The organism is Bradyrhizobium yuanmingense (assembly GCF_029167105.1).
Lineage (GTDB): Bacteria > Pseudomonadota > Alphaproteobacteria > Rhizobiales > Xanthobacteraceae > Bradyrhizobium > Bradyrhizobium yuanmingense_A.
In genome coordinates this window covers 13,580-31,347 of sequence record NZ_JARFML010000057.1, presented here as the reverse complement: position 1 = coordinate 31,347, position 17,768 = coordinate 13,580, and the positions used below count along the sequence as shown (strand labels likewise).

General features: G+C 65.0%; 15 protein-coding genes. 7 read left to right on the top strand and 8 right to left on the bottom strand.

Translation table 11 applies throughout. From position 1 onward, the window contains the following. Positions 1–238 precede the first annotated feature (238 nt). Both yidD and P0R31_RS38335 read left to right on the top strand, forming a co-directional pair. Positions 239–577 (top strand): membrane protein insertion efficiency factor YidD, encoded by a 339-nt coding sequence (yidD, locus tag P0R31_RS38340; protein ID WP_275520324.1) that lies wholly within the window; start codon positions 239–241, stop codon positions 575–577. A gap of 89 nt (positions 578–666) precedes the next feature. Beyond that, a complete protein-coding gene (locus P0R31_RS38335; RefSeq protein ID WP_275520322.1) occupies positions 667–873 on the top strand; it encodes a hypothetical protein in 207 nt (68 codons plus the stop codon). On the opposite strand, the gene P0R31_RS38330 is transcribed toward P0R31_RS38335, so the two are convergent. Both P0R31_RS38330 and P0R31_RS38325 read right to left on the bottom strand, forming a co-directional pair. Further along, on the bottom strand, positions 874–2,088 hold the full coding sequence (locus tag P0R31_RS38330; RefSeq protein ID WP_275520320.1) for a hypothetical protein: 1,215 nt from the start codon (positions 2,086–2,088) through the stop codon (positions 874–876). It abuts the gene before it with no gap. A gap of 2 nt (positions 2,089–2,090) precedes the next feature. Next, positions 2,091–3,458, bottom strand: coding sequence for an APC family permease (locus tag P0R31_RS38325; RefSeq protein WP_275520318.1), 1,368 nt, complete (start codon positions 3,456–3,458; stop codon positions 2,091–2,093). Between the two features lie 374 nt (positions 3,459–3,832). Between P0R31_RS38325 and P0R31_RS38320 the strand changes: the two genes are divergently transcribed. After that, complete coding sequence (locus tag P0R31_RS38320) at positions 3,833–5,155, top strand: alpha/beta hydrolase (protein ID WP_275520316.1); 1,323 nt, start codon at positions 3,833–3,835, stop codon at positions 5,153–5,155. 35 nt (positions 5,156–5,190) lie between these two features. Here the strand turns inward: P0R31_RS38320 and P0R31_RS38315 are convergent, their stop codons facing one another. Then, on the bottom strand, positions 5,191–5,556 hold the full coding sequence (locus P0R31_RS38315; protein ID WP_275520314.1) for a hypothetical protein: 366 nt from the start codon (positions 5,554–5,556) through the stop codon (positions 5,191–5,193). A gap of 89 nt (positions 5,557–5,645) precedes the next feature. Then, positions 5,646–6,821 (bottom strand): MFS transporter, encoded by a 1,176-nt coding sequence (locus tag P0R31_RS38310; RefSeq protein ID WP_275520312.1) that lies wholly within the window; start codon positions 6,819–6,821, stop codon positions 5,646–5,648. A gap of 187 nt (positions 6,822–7,008) precedes the next feature. Between P0R31_RS38310 and thrS the strand changes: the two genes are divergently transcribed. From thrS to P0R31_RS38295, 3 genes are all read left to right on the top strand, one after another. Next, positions 7,009–9,051 carry a threonine--tRNA ligase gene (gene thrS / locus P0R31_RS38305; protein WP_275520311.1) on the top strand — a complete coding sequence of 681 codons (2,043 nt, stop codon included), beginning with the start codon at positions 7,009–7,011 and terminating at the stop codon, positions 9,049–9,051. A gap of 93 nt (positions 9,052–9,144) precedes the next feature. Continuing rightward, positions 9,145–9,708, top strand: a complete 564-nt coding sequence (locus tag P0R31_RS38300) for a nitroreductase family protein (RefSeq protein ID WP_275520309.1) — start codon at positions 9,145–9,147, stop codon at positions 9,706–9,708. Between the two features lie 63 nt (positions 9,709–9,771). After that, a complete protein-coding gene (locus P0R31_RS38295; RefSeq protein WP_275520306.1) occupies positions 9,772–11,040 on the top strand; it encodes a serine hydrolase domain-containing protein in 1,269 nt (422 codons plus the stop codon). Here P0R31_RS38295 and P0R31_RS38290 read toward each other — a convergent pair. From P0R31_RS38290 to P0R31_RS38280, 3 genes are all read right to left on the bottom strand, one after another. Then, positions 11,026–13,488, bottom strand: a complete 2,463-nt coding sequence (locus P0R31_RS38290) for a putative bifunctional diguanylate cyclase/phosphodiesterase (protein ID WP_275520304.1) — start codon at positions 13,486–13,488, stop codon at positions 11,026–11,028. The genes P0R31_RS38295 and P0R31_RS38290 overlap by 15 nt on opposite strands. A 919-nt stretch (positions 13,489–14,407) precedes the next feature. Then, complete coding sequence (locus tag P0R31_RS38285; protein WP_244941448.1) at positions 14,408–14,647, bottom strand: hypothetical protein; 240 nt, start codon at positions 14,645–14,647, stop codon at positions 14,408–14,410. 317 nt (positions 14,648–14,964) lie between these two features. Next, the gene (locus P0R31_RS38280; RefSeq protein ID WP_275520302.1) at positions 14,965–16,038 is read right to left on the bottom strand and encodes a hypothetical protein; all 1,074 of its coding nucleotides are present in this window, start codon (positions 16,036–16,038) and stop codon (positions 14,965–14,967) included. A 247-nt stretch (positions 16,039–16,285) separates the two neighbouring features. Between P0R31_RS38280 and P0R31_RS38275 the strand changes: the two genes are divergently transcribed. Then, on the top strand, positions 16,286–17,332 hold the full coding sequence (locus P0R31_RS38275) for a patatin-like phospholipase family protein (RefSeq protein WP_275520300.1): 1,047 nt from the start codon (positions 16,286–16,288) through the stop codon (positions 17,330–17,332). Here P0R31_RS38275 and P0R31_RS38270 read toward each other — a convergent pair whose 3' ends face one another. Continuing rightward, a complete protein-coding gene (locus P0R31_RS38270; protein ID WP_275520298.1) occupies positions 17,333–17,761 on the bottom strand; it encodes a CBS domain-containing protein in 429 nt (142 codons plus the stop codon). Positions 17,762–17,768 lie beyond the last annotated feature (7 nt).

Below are 17,768 nucleotides of genomic sequence, written 5' to 3'. Positions count from 1 at the left end.
GCCCCAAAGCCCCAAGGTCCCCAAACAATCCCCGGTGGCGCTATCTGAGTCCATCATACAGGCGTATGTTTCTACACACGACCGTCATAAAAATGGTATCCGGGCGAATACAGATCGTCCACAGATACTTGCTGCACTGCTCCCAAAAAACACGCAAAATATGGCGTGGAAACAACAACTTATGGTTCCCTGCGCCGGAACCGGGCAACGCCGCGCTCAACATCGCAGCACAACGCACATGAAGCATTCAGCCTGCGAGCATTGTTCCAGTTCAGTCGATAGTGTGCTCCGGCTGCCGCGCAGATTCGGCCGCGCGCTGATCTGGCTGTATCGCCACACGCTGTCGCCCCTGGTCGGGTACAACTGCCGGCACCTCCCGACCTGCTCCGTCTATGGCGATGAGGCGATCGAACGGTTCGGGCTGTGGGCCGGCAGCTGGATGACGCTCGCGCGCCTGCTCCGTTGCCATCCCTTCGGCACGTCCGGCATCGACAACGTGCCTCTCACCGCGCCCAAAGGCGCACGCTGGTATCTGCCCTGGCGCTATGGCCGCTGGCGCGGAGTTAACGCGTCCTGACCTGCGCTGCTCTGAACAGCCCCGCCCTGACCGGAACCTTAGACTTTCCGCCCGCGTTGTTTTGATGCTCCCCATGGGAGGAAACAACAATGCGCTGGAAAATCAGCCCGCATTTTCACGTCAAGCCCGGTCCGAATCTCGATCACAGGGCACACGATCCAAGAACCATCGACCTGCTCGCCATCATCGCTTTGCTTGCACTCGTCCTCGGCTCAGGCTGGTATCTTGAGAAGAGCCTTGCGACACAGCCGAGCACGACGCCGTTCATCGTACCGAGCCAGAGCGTGCATTGGTAGTCACCGGAACCAGTAGAACCGTCCCTGTGACGGAGGGATCGACTCCGGCGGTCGTAGCCGCTTCGGGCGCGGCGGCTTTGGCGCCGGCTCGGCGGCCGAAGTGGTCTCTGCAGCCGGTGCGGCCTCGCTGCCCGGCACCTTCACCGCCAGCAGCAAATTCGATTCACGCATGCGCCAGCGATAGCCCACGCCGAAATCGATCGGCTGGGCGCGCGTGAACAGCTCGGCGTAGCGCTCCTGGTAGCGGCCGGGGAATTCGTCGATGGGACCGAGATAGCGGCCGAACGGAAAGAACCGCCATTGCCGTGCATTGTAGTTCGCGAGCGGAATGCCGGAATCGTCCTGGATGATGGTGGCGCTGTTGGCGAGCAACCAGTCGCGTGCGACGGTGAAATTGCCGGAGTGCATCAGGTAGGACGCACTCTTGAGCAGGCTGTTGCCGGGCCCGAGCGTCTCGCAGAATTTCAGGAAGCCCGCGGCACGTGCGCCGGAATTTGAGAGGTCGGTCGCGAAATAATACAGCGTACGCGCTTCCCCGTCGCTGCCGGCAAAGCTGATGCGGACGCCGCGCGTCGCGTTCCGTCCGGGATTGTCGCCGCCGACATGTAGCCCGCCCTTGTCGTCGAGCGCGACCGTCTCGACGTTGCGGATGGTCTTGCCGGAGCGGGCGAGGAAGACATAGAGGATCGGCAGGGTGCCGTTGACCTGGTTGGCGCTCAGGTCGACCTTCATCTGCTTGGTGATGAAGAACGAGAAGCTCAGGATCGAGCCAAGCGAGCGTTCGACGTTGTAGAGCGCAGCGCCGACCGAACCGCGCGGCAGCCGCGTCAAATCGGGCACCGCGCCGACCGGCTCCAGCGCACCGAGCACGTAGGTGCTGGCCTTGGAATAAAAGGCGTCGGCGTAGAGGAAGTCGGGGCCGCTGAACAAATAGAACATGGTCGGTCGGGGCGCGGCCAGATTGAGGTCGGCCCAGCTGCGGATCTTCGAGAGCTGACGCTGCTCGAGCTGAGCGAAGGCGCCGTCGAAGAATTTGGCGTGACGCTGCCAGGCCGGGTCCCTGGTGAGCGGCACCAGCGGCGAGTCCGCCGAAGGCTGCATACCCGCAAGGAAGCGCGCCGTGTCATCGAAGGTGACGTCTGCGGCACGCGCGGACGAGACGGCCGCAGCCAGGAGGACGAAAGCAACGGCCGCAAGTCTCAGGGGGCGGAGCATGTCTATTCGCGATGCGGTGATGCGGCAGCGACGACGGGCCGCCTGCGGAAAACAGCGTAAATCAAGAGGCCGGAGAGCATGACGAGCATTCCCGACAGCGACTGAAGCGGCCGCTCTGTCAGAAGGTAGTACATCATGAACGCGGTCACGAGCAGAAACACGAGCGGCGTGAACGGGTATCCCCAGGCGCGATAGGGCCGCGGCAGATCGGGATCGGTGATCCGCAGCTTGATGACGCCGGCGACGGTGAAGAACGAGCAGAACAACAGCGCGAACTGGATGAAATCGAGCACCGCCTCGAAGCTGCGCGTGAACAGCAGAAGATTGGCGATGGCCAGTTGGAACAGGATGGCATAGGCCGGCGCGCCGCTCACCGACCGCTTGGAGAAAACGCGCAAGGCGGGAATGTCCTCCCCCATCGTCATCATCACGCGCGGGCCGATCCACATCATCGCACTGATCGAAGAGATCAGACCGAAGCAAATCATGGCGCCGACGATCCGTCCGCCGAGACTGCCGAAGATGGCGGTGCCGGCGACACTGGCGACGTCGAGCTGGCCGGCGAGCGCGCTGACCGGCGTCGAATGGAGAAATACCGCGTTCAGCGCGACATACAGCACGAGCACGATCAGCGTGCCCGCGAGCAGCGCGCGCGGCAGGTTCCGTTGCGGCGTCTTCATCTCGCCGATGATGTAGGTGGCGGCATTCCAGCCCGAGAACGAATACATCACGAAGACGAGCCCGATGGCGAACGGCGCGCTGACGATGTGGGCGATATCGCCGGGCTGCGGCGTGAAGCTGATCGGCTGAGGCACGGCGATGACGAAGCCGGCGACCAGGAAGCCGACGATCAGCACGACCTTGAGGACGGTCGAGATCAACTGGAACGTGGATGAGTGCCTGACGCCGGTCAGCTGCACCAGGGAAACCAGCCACACCACACCGATGGCGAGCGGAATCGCCGGCAGATCGGGTACGACCGATTTGGCATATTCCCCGAACGCCATTGCGGCGAGCGCGACCGGCGCCGCGAAGCCGACAGTGGCAGACACCCAGCCGGCGAGGAAGCCGAAGGCCGGGTGATAGGCGCGGCCGAGGAAATTGTACTCGCCGCTCGAACGCGGAAACATCGCGCCCAACTCGCTGTAGGCGAACACACCGCACAGCGCGACGATGCCGCCAACCGTCCAGAGCAGCAGGATCGAGAAACCGGACGGGATGTCCTTGACCTGGAAGCCGAGGCTGGTGAAGACGCCGACCCCGATCATGTCGGCGACGACGATGGCGGTGGCGACCGGAACGGAGACCCCGGCCCCCCTCCCGGTCAGCCGATCCGTCCAGGGCGGGGTACCCGCATCTGATGCCGTCATCGGGGTCCTTAACCTCAGGCGCTTCGCCTCTTGAGGCCCATCGTGCACTTTGACCGAGTCAATTCAAGCAGCGTTAACAAGGGTTAAATGAGGCAACGGAAGGCAGGTACCAGGCCACCACCTGGCGCCTATTTGGACGATTTCGCCGGATTTACCCGGAATTGCCCGCTCCCCTTCCCCACAATCACGACACGATTGCATGGTCCCTTCGAGCGTTCCGGATATGGGGAAGTTTCTCCGGACGCTTAACGTCGCCTAAACGCCAGTCGGCTCAATTGTTTTAAGATTGCCGATGGACGTGTGACTTGGACGTGCGACTTGGACGTGTGACCTGGGATGTAAGACTTGGGTCGTGACTTTGGGGTCATGGGTGGATGGCCGGGGCCGCTCCTAAACTGAGAGCTGATGATCGTGCTGATCGGACACCGTCCGGTCGGCATGGTCTTGCGCTCCGGGCCGGTCTGATCTCAGTCATGGTACCGTTGTCGCTGACGCTGGTTCAATGCGGCAAGGCGCCGGATCCGGCGGCGCTGGCGGCGAACTCCCAGGCGAATGTCCAGGTGGTCGCCAAGACCAATTCGCAGACCTCGAACGCGCGCGTGGCAAGCGGCGACACGTTCGAGGATCGCTTCCCTGCCCCGCAGTTTAGGGAGCGCTTTCCCTCGGCGAGTGAAAGCTTCCTGCAACGGCAGATGTCGGACTTTTCGCCCAAGAGCGCGGTCCAGCGACACATACCGGAGCAGGCGTCCTACAAGGTGGCCTCGCTCGAGCCGCAGGTCCCGTACAAGCGCCCCGCCCGCGAGGACTTGACGACGCTCGTCAGCATGAAGTCGTCGGCCTTTCCCTATTTCGGCAACAACCCCGCCTCCGACGCGCCCTTCCTCAACATTTCCAAGGGTGACCGCCGCGGCCACCGCAGCTATTCGGGGCGGGTCTACTGGCAGGACGAGACCTACAGCGACAGCCGCGTGCTGGTGCACGTGCCCGAACATTTCGACTTGCGCAAGCCGGGCGTGATCGTGGTGTTTTTCCACGGCAATGGCGCGACGCTCGAGCGCGACGTCCGCGACCGGCAGATGGTGCCGAAGCAGGTCACCGATTCCGGCGCCAATGCGATCCTGCTTGCGCCGCAGATGGCGGTCGACGCCGCCGATTCCAGCGCCGGAAAATTCTGGCAGCCGGGCGGCTTCAAGCGCTTCATGGCGGAATCGGCCGACCATCTTGCGCGCCTCACCGGCGATCCCAACAGCGCGCGCGCCTTCGCCAACATGCCGATCGTGATCGTCGGCTATAGCGGCGGCTTCCTGCCGACGGCGTGGAGCCTCGAGGTCGGCGGCATCAGCGACCGCGTGCGCGGCGTGGTGCTGCTCGATGCCGTCTATGGCGAGATGGACAAATTCGCGTCCTGGATCGAGAGCCACCGTTCCGGCTTCTTCGTCAGCGCCTACACCCGCCACACCGCGCGGCGCGACCGCGAGCTGATGAGCATGCTCCGCCAGAAGGGCATCAGCGTCGCCGAGGACATGAATGGGCCGCTACGACCCGGCAGCGTGGTGTTCGTGGAGACCGGCGAGGGCATCACCCATCGCGACTATGTCACCCGCGCTTGGACGCGCGATCCGCTCAAGGACGTGCTGGTGAAGATGGCGGCGACGCCGTCGCTCGCGCTGACGCGCGTCGCCTCCACAAATCCCTAGCCGGGCATATCAGTTCCAAATATCAGTTCCAAATATCAATTCCTGGGCAGCTTCGGAATGCTCTCGGCAAAGCCGTTGAAGCAGGCCAGCCGCTCGTCCTCTTCCTTGAAGAAGCGGCAGTCGGCATAGCCCTTGGCCTTGGCCGGCTTCGGCTTCGGCGCCGGCGGGATCACCGCGTCGTAGCAATTGAGGCGATCCTTGGTGCCGTCGTCGATCTCGAGGCAGGCCTGGAGGCGGACGGCGATCGATTGCGGCTTGCCCTTTGGAGCGGCGGCAGCCTCCTTGGCGCCTTTCGGCTTGACCTGCACCAGCGGCTTGTCCCCCACCATGGGTGGCTTCTCGGTTTGCGCAAATACGGAGGCTGAATAGAGCACCGCGGCAACCGCCAGAATCATCCTCATCTCAGTCAACTCTCTTTGATCCCCACGCCGGCCTTCTACCGCTCCCGCGCGAGGTTTGCCAAGCGCCTTGCGCGCACGACCTGATGCGTTCAGGCGGTGGCGGCAGCCGCCCGCCGGGGCCGGGTCGCGACCACCAGGATCAACGCCAGCACGACGAAACCGACCGCGACGAAGCCGAGCGCGTGCAGGAGCTCGCGGGCAAACAGCAGCCCGCCGACGGCGGAGCCGACCGCCTGGCCGATATAGAGAACGGACGTGTTGAGCGCGACGGTGGCCGATGCCAGCGGCGGCGCAGCCGCGACCAGCCGCACCTGCTGCATCGAGTTGGTCGAGGCAAAGCCAAGGCCCCAGAGCGCCACCGCGCCCGCCATCATGACGAGCGAGCCGGCGCCGAGGGCCCACCCGCTCATCCCGGCAAGCAGCAGGCAGGTGAACAGCAACGAGGTGCGATAGGGCCCCGCAGTGTCGACGATGCGGGTGGCGACGACGACGCCGAGGAAGCCGCAGATCCCGTACAGCGCGAAGACCGAGCCGATCGCATCGGGACCGGCGCCGGTGAGCTTGTTGAGCAGCGGGCCCATATAGGTGAACACGACGAACTGCCCTGACATTTGCAGCATCGTGATCGCGAGCAGCAGCAGGATCGTCCTGCTTCGGCCGACGGCGGCCCATGTCTTCAGATCGACCGGTGCGCCCTGCAGACCCGCCGGCAGACGCAGCAGCAACAGCAGCAAGCTGACGCAGCCGAGCGCGCCGACCCCGCCATAGGCCGCGCGCCAGCCGTAGCGGCTGGCGATAAAGGTGATCAGCGGCAGGCCGACGGCGGCTGCGAGCGACCAGCCGAGGAAGAGATACGCAATGGTGCTGCCGCGCCGTTCCGCCGGCACGATCAGCGCAGCCGTGCCGGCGGCCTGCGGCGTATAGAGCGAGCCGACTGCGAGCATCGCGAGCCGAATGATCAGCAGGCTGGTGTAATCGGGCGCAAACGCGGAGGCGAGATTGCCGAGTGCGAGCACCGCCAGCGTCGTGGCGAGCAGGGTCCGCCGTTCGATGCGGCTGGTCAGCCACGCCGTCAGCGGCGAGCCGACGCACAGCGTCACCGCGCCGAAGGTGATCAGGAGCCCGGCCGCGTGGATGCTGATCCCAAGCCCCGACGATAATTCCGGCAGCATGCCCGCCGGCGCCAACACCGAGCAGCCGGTCACGAGATTGCCGAGCATTAGGGCGGTCGGCGCGAAACGGCCGGCGGCAGGGGCATTTTTCATGCAAACGCATGTAGCTGCGGCCTACAACCAGTTAAAGAGGACAACGTCAAATAGTTGCCGGCTGCGCCCCGGGTTTTGCCCGCCACTTTCTTGGAAATGCCGGATTGCGCAGGCCGAATCGCCTGATATATCGCTCGTTCCCGCTTACCTGCGCTCGTTCGCAGGAGTGAGCCCCAGGAGAAAAGCAATGTCCGACCAGCCCAAATCCGAGTCCGGCTTCCAGTACAGCCTCTCCAATTTGAAGCCCGTGACCCCCGCTGCCAAAGTCACCCTCACCTTCCCCGACGGCGCCAAGCGCCAGTTCGACAAGGGCATCACCGGCCTCGATATCGCCAAGGGCATCTCGCCGTCGCTGGCCAAGCGCACAGTCGCCATGGCGCTTGACGGCACGCTTGCCGATCTCAACGATCCGATCGAGGCCGACGCTGGAATCGAGCTCGTCAATCGCGACGACCCGCGCGCGCTCGAATTGATCCGGCACGACTGCGCACACGTGCTGGCGGAAGCGGTGCAGACGCTGTGGCCGGGAACCCAGGTCACGATCGGCCCCGTGATCGAGAACGGCTTCTATTACGACTTCTTCCGCAACGAGCCGTTCACGCCGGAAGACTTTGCCGCGATCGAGAAGAAGATGCGCGAGATCATCGCGCGCGACAAGCCCTTCACCAAGGAAGTCTGGGACCGCGAGAAGACCAAGCAGGTGTTCCGCGACAAGGGCGAGGCGTTCAAGGTCGAGCTGGTCGACGCCATTCCCGGCACCGAACCGATCAAAATCTACTATCAGGGCGACTGGTTCGACCTCTGCCGCGGTCCGCACATGACCTCGACCGGCAAGGTCGGCAATGCCTTCAAGCTGATGAAGGTGGCCGGCGCTTATTGGCGCGGCGATTCCAACAACCCGATGCTGACCCGCATCTACGGCACGGCCTTCGCCAAGCAGGAGGACCTCGACGCCTACCTCAAGCAGATCGAGGAAGCCGAGAAGCGCGACCATCGCAAGCTCGGGCGCGAGCTCGACCTCTTCCACTTCCAGGAGGAAGGTCCGGGCGTCGTGTTCTGGCATCCGAAGGGCTGGACCATCTTCCAGCAGCTGATCGCCTATATGCGCCGGCGCCTCTCCGGCGACTACAACGAGGTCAACGCGCCGCAGATCCTCGACAAGGTGCTGTGGGAGACCTCGGGCCATTGGGGCTGGTATCGCGAGAACATGTTCGCGGCGCAATCGGCCGGCGACGAGGCCGAGGACAAGCGCTGGTTTGCGCTCAAGCCGATGAATTGCCCCGGCCACGTCCAGATCTTCAAGCACGGCCTGAAGAGCTACCGCGACCTGCCCTTGCGCCTCGCTGAGTTCGGCGTGGTGCACCGCTACGAGCCCTCCGGCGCCATGCACGGCCTGATGCGCGTGCGCGGCTTCACCCAGGACGACGCGCACATCTTCTGCACCGAGGATCAGCTCGCCGAGGAGTGCCTGAAGATCAACGATCTGATCCTGTCGACCTATGCCGATTTCGGCTTCACCGGCGACCTCACGGTGAAGCTCTCGACCCGGCCGGAGAAACGCGTCGGCACCGATGCGATGTGGGATCACGCCGAGCGCGTGATGGCGACGGTGCTGCGCGAGATCCAGTCGCAGAACAATCACATCAAGACCGAGATCAATCCGGGCGAAGGCGCGTTCTATGGGCCGAAGTTCGAATACGTTCTGCGCGATGCCATTGGTCGCGACTGGCAGTGCGGCACCACCCAGGTCGACTTCAACCTGCCGGAGCGATTCGGCGCGTTCTACATCGACCATGACGGCGGCAAGAAACCGCCGGTGATGGTGCACCGCGCGATCTGCGGCTCGATGGAGCGCTATATCGGCATCCTGATCGAGCACTATGCCGGCAACTTCCCGCTCTGGCTCTCGCCGGTGCAGGCGGTTGTCACCACCATCACCTCGGAAGGCGACGAATACGCCAAGGTGGTGCTGGAGCAGGCGCGGCGCGCCGGGCTTCGGGCGGAGATCGACCTGCGCAACGAAAAGATCAACTACAAGGTCCGCGAGCACTCGCTGGCCAAGATCCCGGCGCTGCTCGTGGTCGGCAAAAAGGAGGCCGAGACGCATTCGGTCTCGGTCCGCCGGCTCGGCAGCGACGGCCAGAAGGTGATGACCACGGCCGAGGCGATCGCCGCCCTGGTCGACGAGGCGACGCCGCCGGACGTGAAGCGGGCGCGCGGCGCCGCTTGATCCCTGAAATCGATCTAAATTCGCTTCCGGTTGCGGGCGTGCATGCTTATCTCGGCATGGCACGCCCGCCGACCATTTGAAGAGGATATCGCAGTGCCCGACGCCATCGAACTTCTGAAGACACGCCGCTCGGTCAAGCCGCGCGAGATGACCGGGCCCGGCCCCTCGCCGGCCGAGCTCGAGACGATCCTGACCATCGGCGCGCGCGTGCCCGATCATGGCAAGCTCGCGCCCTGGCGCTTCATCATCTTCGAAGGCGATGCCCGCCAGCGTGCCGGCGAGGTGATCGCCAAGGTCTTCGCCCGGAAGAATCCCGGCGCGCCGGCGGCCGACGTCGAGATCGAGCGCAAGCGCCTCACCGACGCGCCGCTGGTGATCGGCATCGTCAGCTTCACCAAGCCGCATCCGAAGGTGCCGGCGTTCGAGCAGGAATTGTCGGCGGGCGCCAGCGCCATGAACATCGTCACCGCCGCCGCCGCGCTCGGCTACGGCGCCTGCTGGTTGACCGGCTGGTTCTCGTTCGACCGCGACGTGCTCGACGGCCTCGGCCTCAAGCCGGATGAGAAGCTCGCCGGCTTCATTCATGTCGGCACGCCGACCAAGCCGAGCGAGGACCGTCCGCGCCCGTCCCTTTCGGACATCGTGACGCGTTTTTAATCGATGTTGTGTTGACGCATCGCGCGTCTTGCGGCTTGATCCCGCCGAGGGAGGAAGCTGCGGATGAGACGCCGTGAATTTCTGGTCGGGGCGGCGATGCTCGCCGGCACGATGGCGCGAAGCCGGGCCGCGGACATCCCCGCCCCCTCGCCCGACGGGCTCGACCGCATCACGGCATTCTTCGACAACGAGGTGGCAAGCGGCCGCCTGCCGGGTGCGGTGATCCTGGTTCAGCAGCACGGCAAGCCGGTCTATCTGAAGTGCTTCGGCGTGCGCGACACCAGGACCGGCATTGCCATGACGCCGGATACGATCTTCGCCATCCACTCCATGACCAAGCCGATCACGTGCCTTGGCGCGATGATGTTGATCGACGACGGCAAGCTTGCGCTGACCGACCCCGTGTCGAAATACGTCCCGCTGTTTGCCGAGACCAAGGTCGGCCTCGAAGTAACCCGGCCCGACGGCAAGCTGGAGCTCGACTTCGTCCCACCTGACCGCCCCGTCAACATCGAGGATCTGCTGCGGCACACCTCCGGCATCAGCTACGACTACATCGGCAGCGAATGGGTCGAGCACGCCTACAAGGCCGCCAACATTTTCGAGGGCCCCTTCAACAACAGGGAATTCGCCGATCGCATCGCCAAGCTGCCGCTGGCGCGGCAGCCGGGAACGCTGTGGCGCTACGGCCATTCCACCGACGTGCTCGGCAGCGTCATCGAGATCATCTCGGGACAGACGCTGTACGACTTCCTGAAAGGGCGCATCTTCGATCCGCTCGGCATGAACAGCACCAAATTCGCGCTCGCGACCGAGGGCGAGCTGGCGCGGATGGCGCGGCCGCTGCCAAACGACTCAATCCTGCTCGCCGGCGAGCGCGACCGTCTGGACCATCCAGAATGGCAGTCCGGCGGCGGCGGCCTGCTCTCGACCATCACCGACTATCAGCGCTTCGCGCAAATGCTGCTCAACGGCGGGGAGTTCGAGGGCAGGCGCTATCTCAGCCCCGCCGCGTTCAAGGCCATGACGACCGATCAGATCGGGCCGGGCTCCGGCGTCGGACGCGACTATTTCTATTTTCCGGGCGACGGCTTCGGCTATGGCTACGGCCTTGCGGTGCGCACCGATCCCGGCAATGCAAAACCGCCGCCGCCGGGCTCGCTCGGCGAATTGAAATGGGACTCGGGGAGCGGCACCTATTTCGGCGTCGATCCCAAGCTCGACATGGTCTACGTCATGATGCAGCAGACCCAGAACGAGCGCGGCCGCATCACCCCTGCGTTCAAGGCGCTGGTCTACGATTGCTATCCGCCCGCATTACGCCGCCCGTGAGGTGCGCTGGCCGAAATCGGCGAGGAGCTTTCCGATCTCGGCCGCGGGCCGCGCGGCGCTGAACAGAAATCCCTGCACCTCGTTGCAGCCTTCGGCGCGCAGCCAGTCGAGCTGATCCTCGGTCTCCACGCCCTCGGCGGTCGTGATGATGTTGAGGCTGCGCCCCAAACCCGAGATCGCGCGCACGATCGCACCGCAGTCGGGCCGCTCAGCCAGATCCTTGACGAAGGAGCGGTCGATCTTGATCTTGTCGAATGGAAAGCTGCGGAGATAGCTCAGGCTGGAATAGCCGGTGCCGAAATCGTCCATGGAAATGCCGACGCCGAGCTCGCGCAATTGGTGCAGCGTGGCGACATTGGCGTCGGTCTCGGCCAGGAAGATCGACTCGGTGATCTCGAGCTCGAGCCGCTTCGGCGACAGTCCGGACTGCGCCAGGGCCGAGATCACGACCTGGACCAGGTTGCGGCTGCGGAATTGCGCCGGCGACAGGTTGACGGCGACCTTGACGTCGACGGGCCATTTCACCGCCTCGGTGCAGGCTTCGCGCAGCACCCATTCGCCGAGCTGGGTGATCAGGCCGATGTCTTCGGCGACGGGTATGAACTCCGCGGGCGAGATCATGCCCTTGTCCGGATGACGCCAGCGCAGCAGCGACTCGAAGCCGGAGATGCGGTCGGAGGCGATCGACACCAGCGGTTGATAGTGCAGCTCGAACTCGCCGTTGGCGAACGCCCGGCGCAGATCCAGCTCCATGTCGCGGCGCCTCTGCGCCTGGAGGTCCATCTCACGCTCAAAGAAGTGGTGCACGCCGCCGCCGTCGGCCTTGGCCCGGTACAGCGCCATGTCGGCATTGCGCATCAACTCTTCCGGCGTGGTGCCATCGCCCGGCGACAGCGCGATGCCGATGCTGGCGCCGATCACCATCTCCTGTCCGCCGACGTCGTAAGGCGCCTTCAGCATGTCGATCAGCAGGGAGGCACAGGCGCTGGCCTCCTTCGGCGAGACGTCGGCAGCCAAGATGACGGCGAACTCATCGCCGCCGAGCCGCGCGGCGAGATTGGTGCCGCGGACCGCAATGGTCAGGCGCTCGGCGACCTGCTTCAACAGGCGATCGCCCACCGGATGACCGAAGGAATCGTTGATGTTCTTGAACAGGTCGAGATCGATGTAGAGCACGCCGACCCGTTTTCCCGCGGCCTGGTCCAGCGCCTGCTTCAGGCGCTCCTGGAAGTGTTCGCGGTTCGGCAGGTCGGTGAGCCCGTCATGATGCGCCATATAGGCGATGCGCGCTTCGGCCTTGCGCCGTTCGGTAATGTCGACCACAGCCACCAGATAGCCGTCGCGCTCGTCGAAGGCGACGCGACGGCCGAAGGTGAGCACCTCGATCTCGCTGCCGTCGGCGCGCACGTGTCGCCAGTTGCGCGAGGAGTGGTAGGCGTCGCCGAGGCGCTCCAGCGCCGCGGCGTGGCTGTCCCACTCGTCCTCCGGCCATATCTCGTGCAGCTTCATGCGCAGGAAGGTCGCGCGGCTGTAGCCGTAGTGCTGGACCGCGGCGTCGTTGACGCTGAGGAACTGCTTGGTCTCTGCGTCGAACACCCACATCGGCATTGGATTATTGTCGAACAGGAGGCGGAACGAAGCATCGCGCCGCTTCAGGACGGTGACATCGGAGATGGTCAGCGAGACCACGTCGGCAAAGGCCGTCGCGCTGAGCCTGAGGTAGCGTCCCTCGCTCTCGAGCTCGAGCTGCTCGCAGCGGCTGCCCGAAACGGCCTTGAGCAGGAATTCCTTCACCTCGGGCAAAGCCAGCAGCGTGCCGCCTTCGCCGATCCGCCGCCACAACAGGCTTGCGCCCGCGACCTTCAGCAGCTCACCCGCGCTCTTGTTGTGGTGCACGACCTGAAGGTCGAACGGCTTGCCGGCGGCATCGCGCAGCGTCGCCAGGGAGACCACCGCGTCGTCGGTCGCGGAAAAGATGGCGTCGAGGAGATTGTATTGCGCGCCGCGCTCGTTGACATAGGCGCCGATCAGCGTCGCGCCCCAGCGCGAGGACGTCGGCAGCGCCAGCACGTCGTAGGTCCTGACCATGCCGTCGCGCACGCAATGCGCGCTCGCCCGGTGCGGCCGTCCGGCCGCCAGCGCGCTCGCCGCCGCTTCCGACAGCGCGGTGGCGCAATCGGGCGACAGCTCGGCAAGAGGAATGTCCCAGCGCTCCTCGCCGAGCCATTTCTGCACGTAACGTCCGCTGCGGGACAGTTCGAGCACGCCATCGTTCTTGAGCAGCGCGATATGGTCTGCAAGCCGCCCGAGACTGCCGAGCATGACGTCCTCGTAGCGCGGCAGCCGCTCGCCCGGCTTCAACGCCGCACGCCATTTGCGCTGAAGCACCGGGATGTCGTCGAACATTTCGGCGGCCGGTTTTCCCGGCATCTTCTTCGCGGCAGTCATCGCAGTCCCCAACGCACTTTGCCGCCGCATCCAATGCAGGCGCGCTTAACGACGTGTAAAAAGCGCGCAGGCGCGGGTTCCATTCGGTGATTATGACAGTTTTAAGTCAGGTGTTGGTTAGTGGGCGTTAGAGACTGTGACGGTTGCGCGAAGCTGCTCTCGTGTCATGGACGCGCTGCCGCGTTCCTACAGTGCTGCGCAGTTGTGCCTTCGTAGGATGGGTAGAGCGCAGCGAAACCCATCGCGCTTCCTCCGCGCTGAACCATGATGGGTTTCGCTGCGCTCTACCCATCCTACAAGTCCAACAGACACGCCTTGGCATCCTCGCGGCGGACTCGCCCGAGCTTTGCTTCTTGCTCACCCTCGTCATTGAAAGAGGGCGCAGGGAAGACCGGGTGCCGGCCGGGCACCCACGGTCCACTGTGCGAAAGGTGGTAACGAAGAACTTGCACAGCGGCATACAGGTGAAGCCAAACATCCGGCCTTCCCTGCGCAGTGGCTTTACGGCTTATGTCGTGCTCTCCCCGGGGAGCGATGCACTATTGCCCCCGTCGCCCTGCGGATGGCTGATGCGCATCGCCCGGTCGGGCAACCACATCACCGCAAGACTTGGCGCACAGACCCCGGGCGCCAGGACCACACGATTTTGCCGTACGCGAACCGCACCCGTCGTTGGCGCGAGGTCTTCGCTCACGGTTACCCGCCCTGCGAAGCTTTTCGCGCCGATGTGGCCCGCGTCCACCGCCGCCCGGCCCGCGTTCGTGACGATCGCGATACGCCCCTCTTCCTTGGGCCGGGTTGCGCGACACATACGCGATTTCCGAATTTCGGGAAAGAGGAATATTTTCGGCGGCGTGCGTTGACCTAGCGCTCGCGTGTTTTGCCCGTCGGGCAACGCAAGGGATGGTGGCCTACCCCGCTAATCCTCGCTGGAGGCCGCCGAGCGGTTGCGCAAATAGGCCTGGGACAGCAGGAAGAACAACGCGCGTTCGCCCTGATATTTGGCGGACGGGCGCGTGCGCTCGAAGCCGTCGGCAAATATCTTGCCGGACTGGTCGCACACCTGCCACCGCCAGCCGAACCGCTTGCGCCTGGTGAGGATCACTTCGAACATGCCGACAAGCCTGGTCCCCTGCTCCATGCCGGTCCTGCAAGGCATGAGCCTGCTCCGGCTTCCCCCGTTGGACGGACGCCAGACATATAGCGCAGCAGGATGGAAAGAGAATAAAATTGATTATCGGAAATACGTATCGTCCACGGTCGTAAGCAAGACGCGCTGCTGCTGGAATAAGCTGATGCCGCCGGTGTTTCCTGGCCCCTGCACGCAATGACGACGCTACCAGTGTTCACAACAGAACACAGGGAGGGGCCCGAGGTTACCTGGCAGAAACCCGCTGAAGGTGACGGTAACAGAAGATGCACATCCGTGCGCGCGATGAGAATCGTCGTGCCGGAGCCTTTCGCCGCCGGCTGCCCCTAGCGCGCGATGACCTCGACTTCGCCGTCGACGCCGTTGACGACGTTGAATCCGCGCTCGTAGACCTTGCCCTCGTTCTTGGCGATGGCGCGGTACTCGCCTTCGGACAGCACGACGCGCGGGAACGCGCCGATCGATTCCTTGATGACGTCGCCGCCGGGGGTCAGCACCGACCAGGCGGTGTTGGCGAGCGCCTCGCCGCCCCTGTCGCTGACCAGCTTGAGCGTGATGACGGCGGCGCGGTGGGTGATGGTGACGTCGGTGAGCTTGCCGGCCTGGACGCGGATGTCCGAGCGCACCACCGAATTGGCATCGCCGTAGTTGGAGACGATGTAATAGGTGCCCTCCGGGATCAGCACGACGTCGCCGGCGGCGACGTTCGGCACCAGGGACGCGCGCTCGCCGGATTCGAACTGGCTGCCCTTGTAGATCGCGAACGAGATCTGGTTCTGCGGAATGCGGCTGGTGCCGACGCGGCCCTCGATGCGCAGGCCGCCGGCCGGCAGCACGAAGGATTCGCGATTGGTCTCGGACTTCAGGCTGACGGTGCGCACCGCGCTGACGAGGCCGAAGGCGACGTGGACGACATAATTGCCGGGCGGCAGCACGATGTTCGGCGTCCCGCTGCGGTCCTCGCGGATCAGCTTGAAGGTGCCGTTCTCGTCGGGCCGGTCGGCAAATACGCGCCACACCAGGCCGCTGGTGATCGGGGCCGAGTCCTTGCCGTATTTCGCCGTCAGCGACAGCACGCCCTGTCCGGGCACGGCCGCATTCAGCGGAGCGGCCGGCGGCACGGTCGAGACCGCGGGCGGTGGCATGCTCGGGGTCGCCGGCTGCATCAGGGTCGGCGGCAGGCTTGGGGGTCCCGCGCCCAGCCCGGAGGGCGGCGCCAGGCTGACGGCGTTGCCTGGGTCGGGCACCGAAGCCGGCGGTACCGGCGGCGGACGATCCGAGAAAAGCTGCGCCTGGGCGGCATTTCGGCCGGAAGCAAAGAGGCATACGCCAAGGATCAGCGCCGGCAGCAGCCTGCCGCTGCGCCGCCATCCGCTGATGCCGTCACCCCCGCGTGTCATGCTCCCTGCTTTTCACCGAAAACGCGGCAAATTCAAGCCTCTGAAACCCCAGGAAATACGGCCCTAGACCTTCGGTGGAACCGGCTTGACGGCTGCGTGATTAGCCCCGTGGCAACCGGCCCTCGCCATATTCCTGCCCCGTGCTCTTTCCAAAGCGGCATAAACCATGCTTCGCGCCTGATATGGCGGAGCGCAACTGCGATGCCTAGTCTGACGATGCGGGCTGGCCCGGCGTAGGAGAGTTTCGGTGCTGGACAGATTGAAAGGCCGGGGCGCGAACGGCTCGAACGGCGAGAAGGTGGGCGAAAAAGTCGGCTTGGGCAGCATCCGCCGGCCGGTGATCGGCCTTGCCCTCGGCGGCGGCGCGGCGCGCGGTTTTGCCCATATCGGAATCCTGAGGACCCTGATTGCCAATGGAATCGTGCCCGATGTCGTGGTCGGCACGTCCATCGGCGCCGTGGTCGGCGGCCTCCACGCGGCCGGCCGGCTCGATACGTTCGAGGAATGGGGGCGCAGCCTGCAAGGGATGCGCAACATTCTCGGCTATCTCGATATCCGTCTCAACGGTTCCGGTCTGCTCGGTGGCGAGAAGCTCGCGACCCGGCTCGAGGAGGCGATCGGGCAGGTCCTGATCGAGGACCTGCCCATCAAATTCGCGAGCGTCGCGACCGAGGTTCGCACCGGCCACGAGATCTGGCTGACGCGCGGCCGCGTGGTCGATGCCATGCGCGCGTCCTACGCCCTGCCCGGCATCTTCGCGCCCGTGCTGATCGGCGACCGCTGGCTGGTCGACGGCGCGCTGGTGAACCCGGTGCCGGTCTCGGCCGCCCGCGCGCTCGGCGCCGAAATCGTCATCGCCGCAAATCTTTCCAGCGACATCTTCACCCATTCCACCACGATTCATTCGCACGGCGCAGCGCCCGCCCCGGTCGTACCGGTGGCTGAGGAGCCGGCGGCCAAGCGGCGCTTCCCGCGCCTGTTCTCGCCCGAGAAGACGATGAAGCGCGAGTTCTTCGGCGGCAACGGCCGGCCGGGCATCTCCTCGGTGATGGTGGACGCCTTCAACATCATGCAGGACCGCATCACCCGCGCCCGCCTCGCCGGCGATCCGCCCGACATGCTGATCACGCCGCGGGTCGGCCAATTCGGCTGGTTCGACTTCCACCGCTCCGAAGACCTGATCGCACACGGCACGCGCGCCGCGGAGCGTGCACTGGAGTCCATCCAGGAGGCGATCCACGTGCTGGCGCCGGCGCCGGCGGGCACCGCGCCGAAAGCCGACGACCAACCCTGATCAGGCGGTCTTGATGTAATCGCGCAGGGCTTCCTGCTCGGTCTCGTATTCCTGGACCCGGCGCTTGACGACGTCGCCGATCGAGATCAGCCCGACCACCTTGCCGTTGTCAATCACGGGCAGATGGCGGAACTTGCCGGTGGTCATCATCTCCATGAGCTCGGCCACCGTGTCGGTCTCCTTGCAGGTCACGACCTTGCGGGTCATCACCTCCGAGACCGGCGCCTCCAGCACGCCGGCGCCGCGCTCGCCGAGCACGCGCACAATGTCGCGCTCCGACAGGATGCCATCGAGCCGGCTCTGGTTCATCACCAGCACCGCGCCGATCTTCTTCTCGCCGAGCAGCTTGATCGCGTCCGCCAGCTTGGCGTCGGGCTCGACGCTCATGATCTGGTGGCCCTTGGTGTTCAGAATGGAACGTACCGTCATCGTCGCC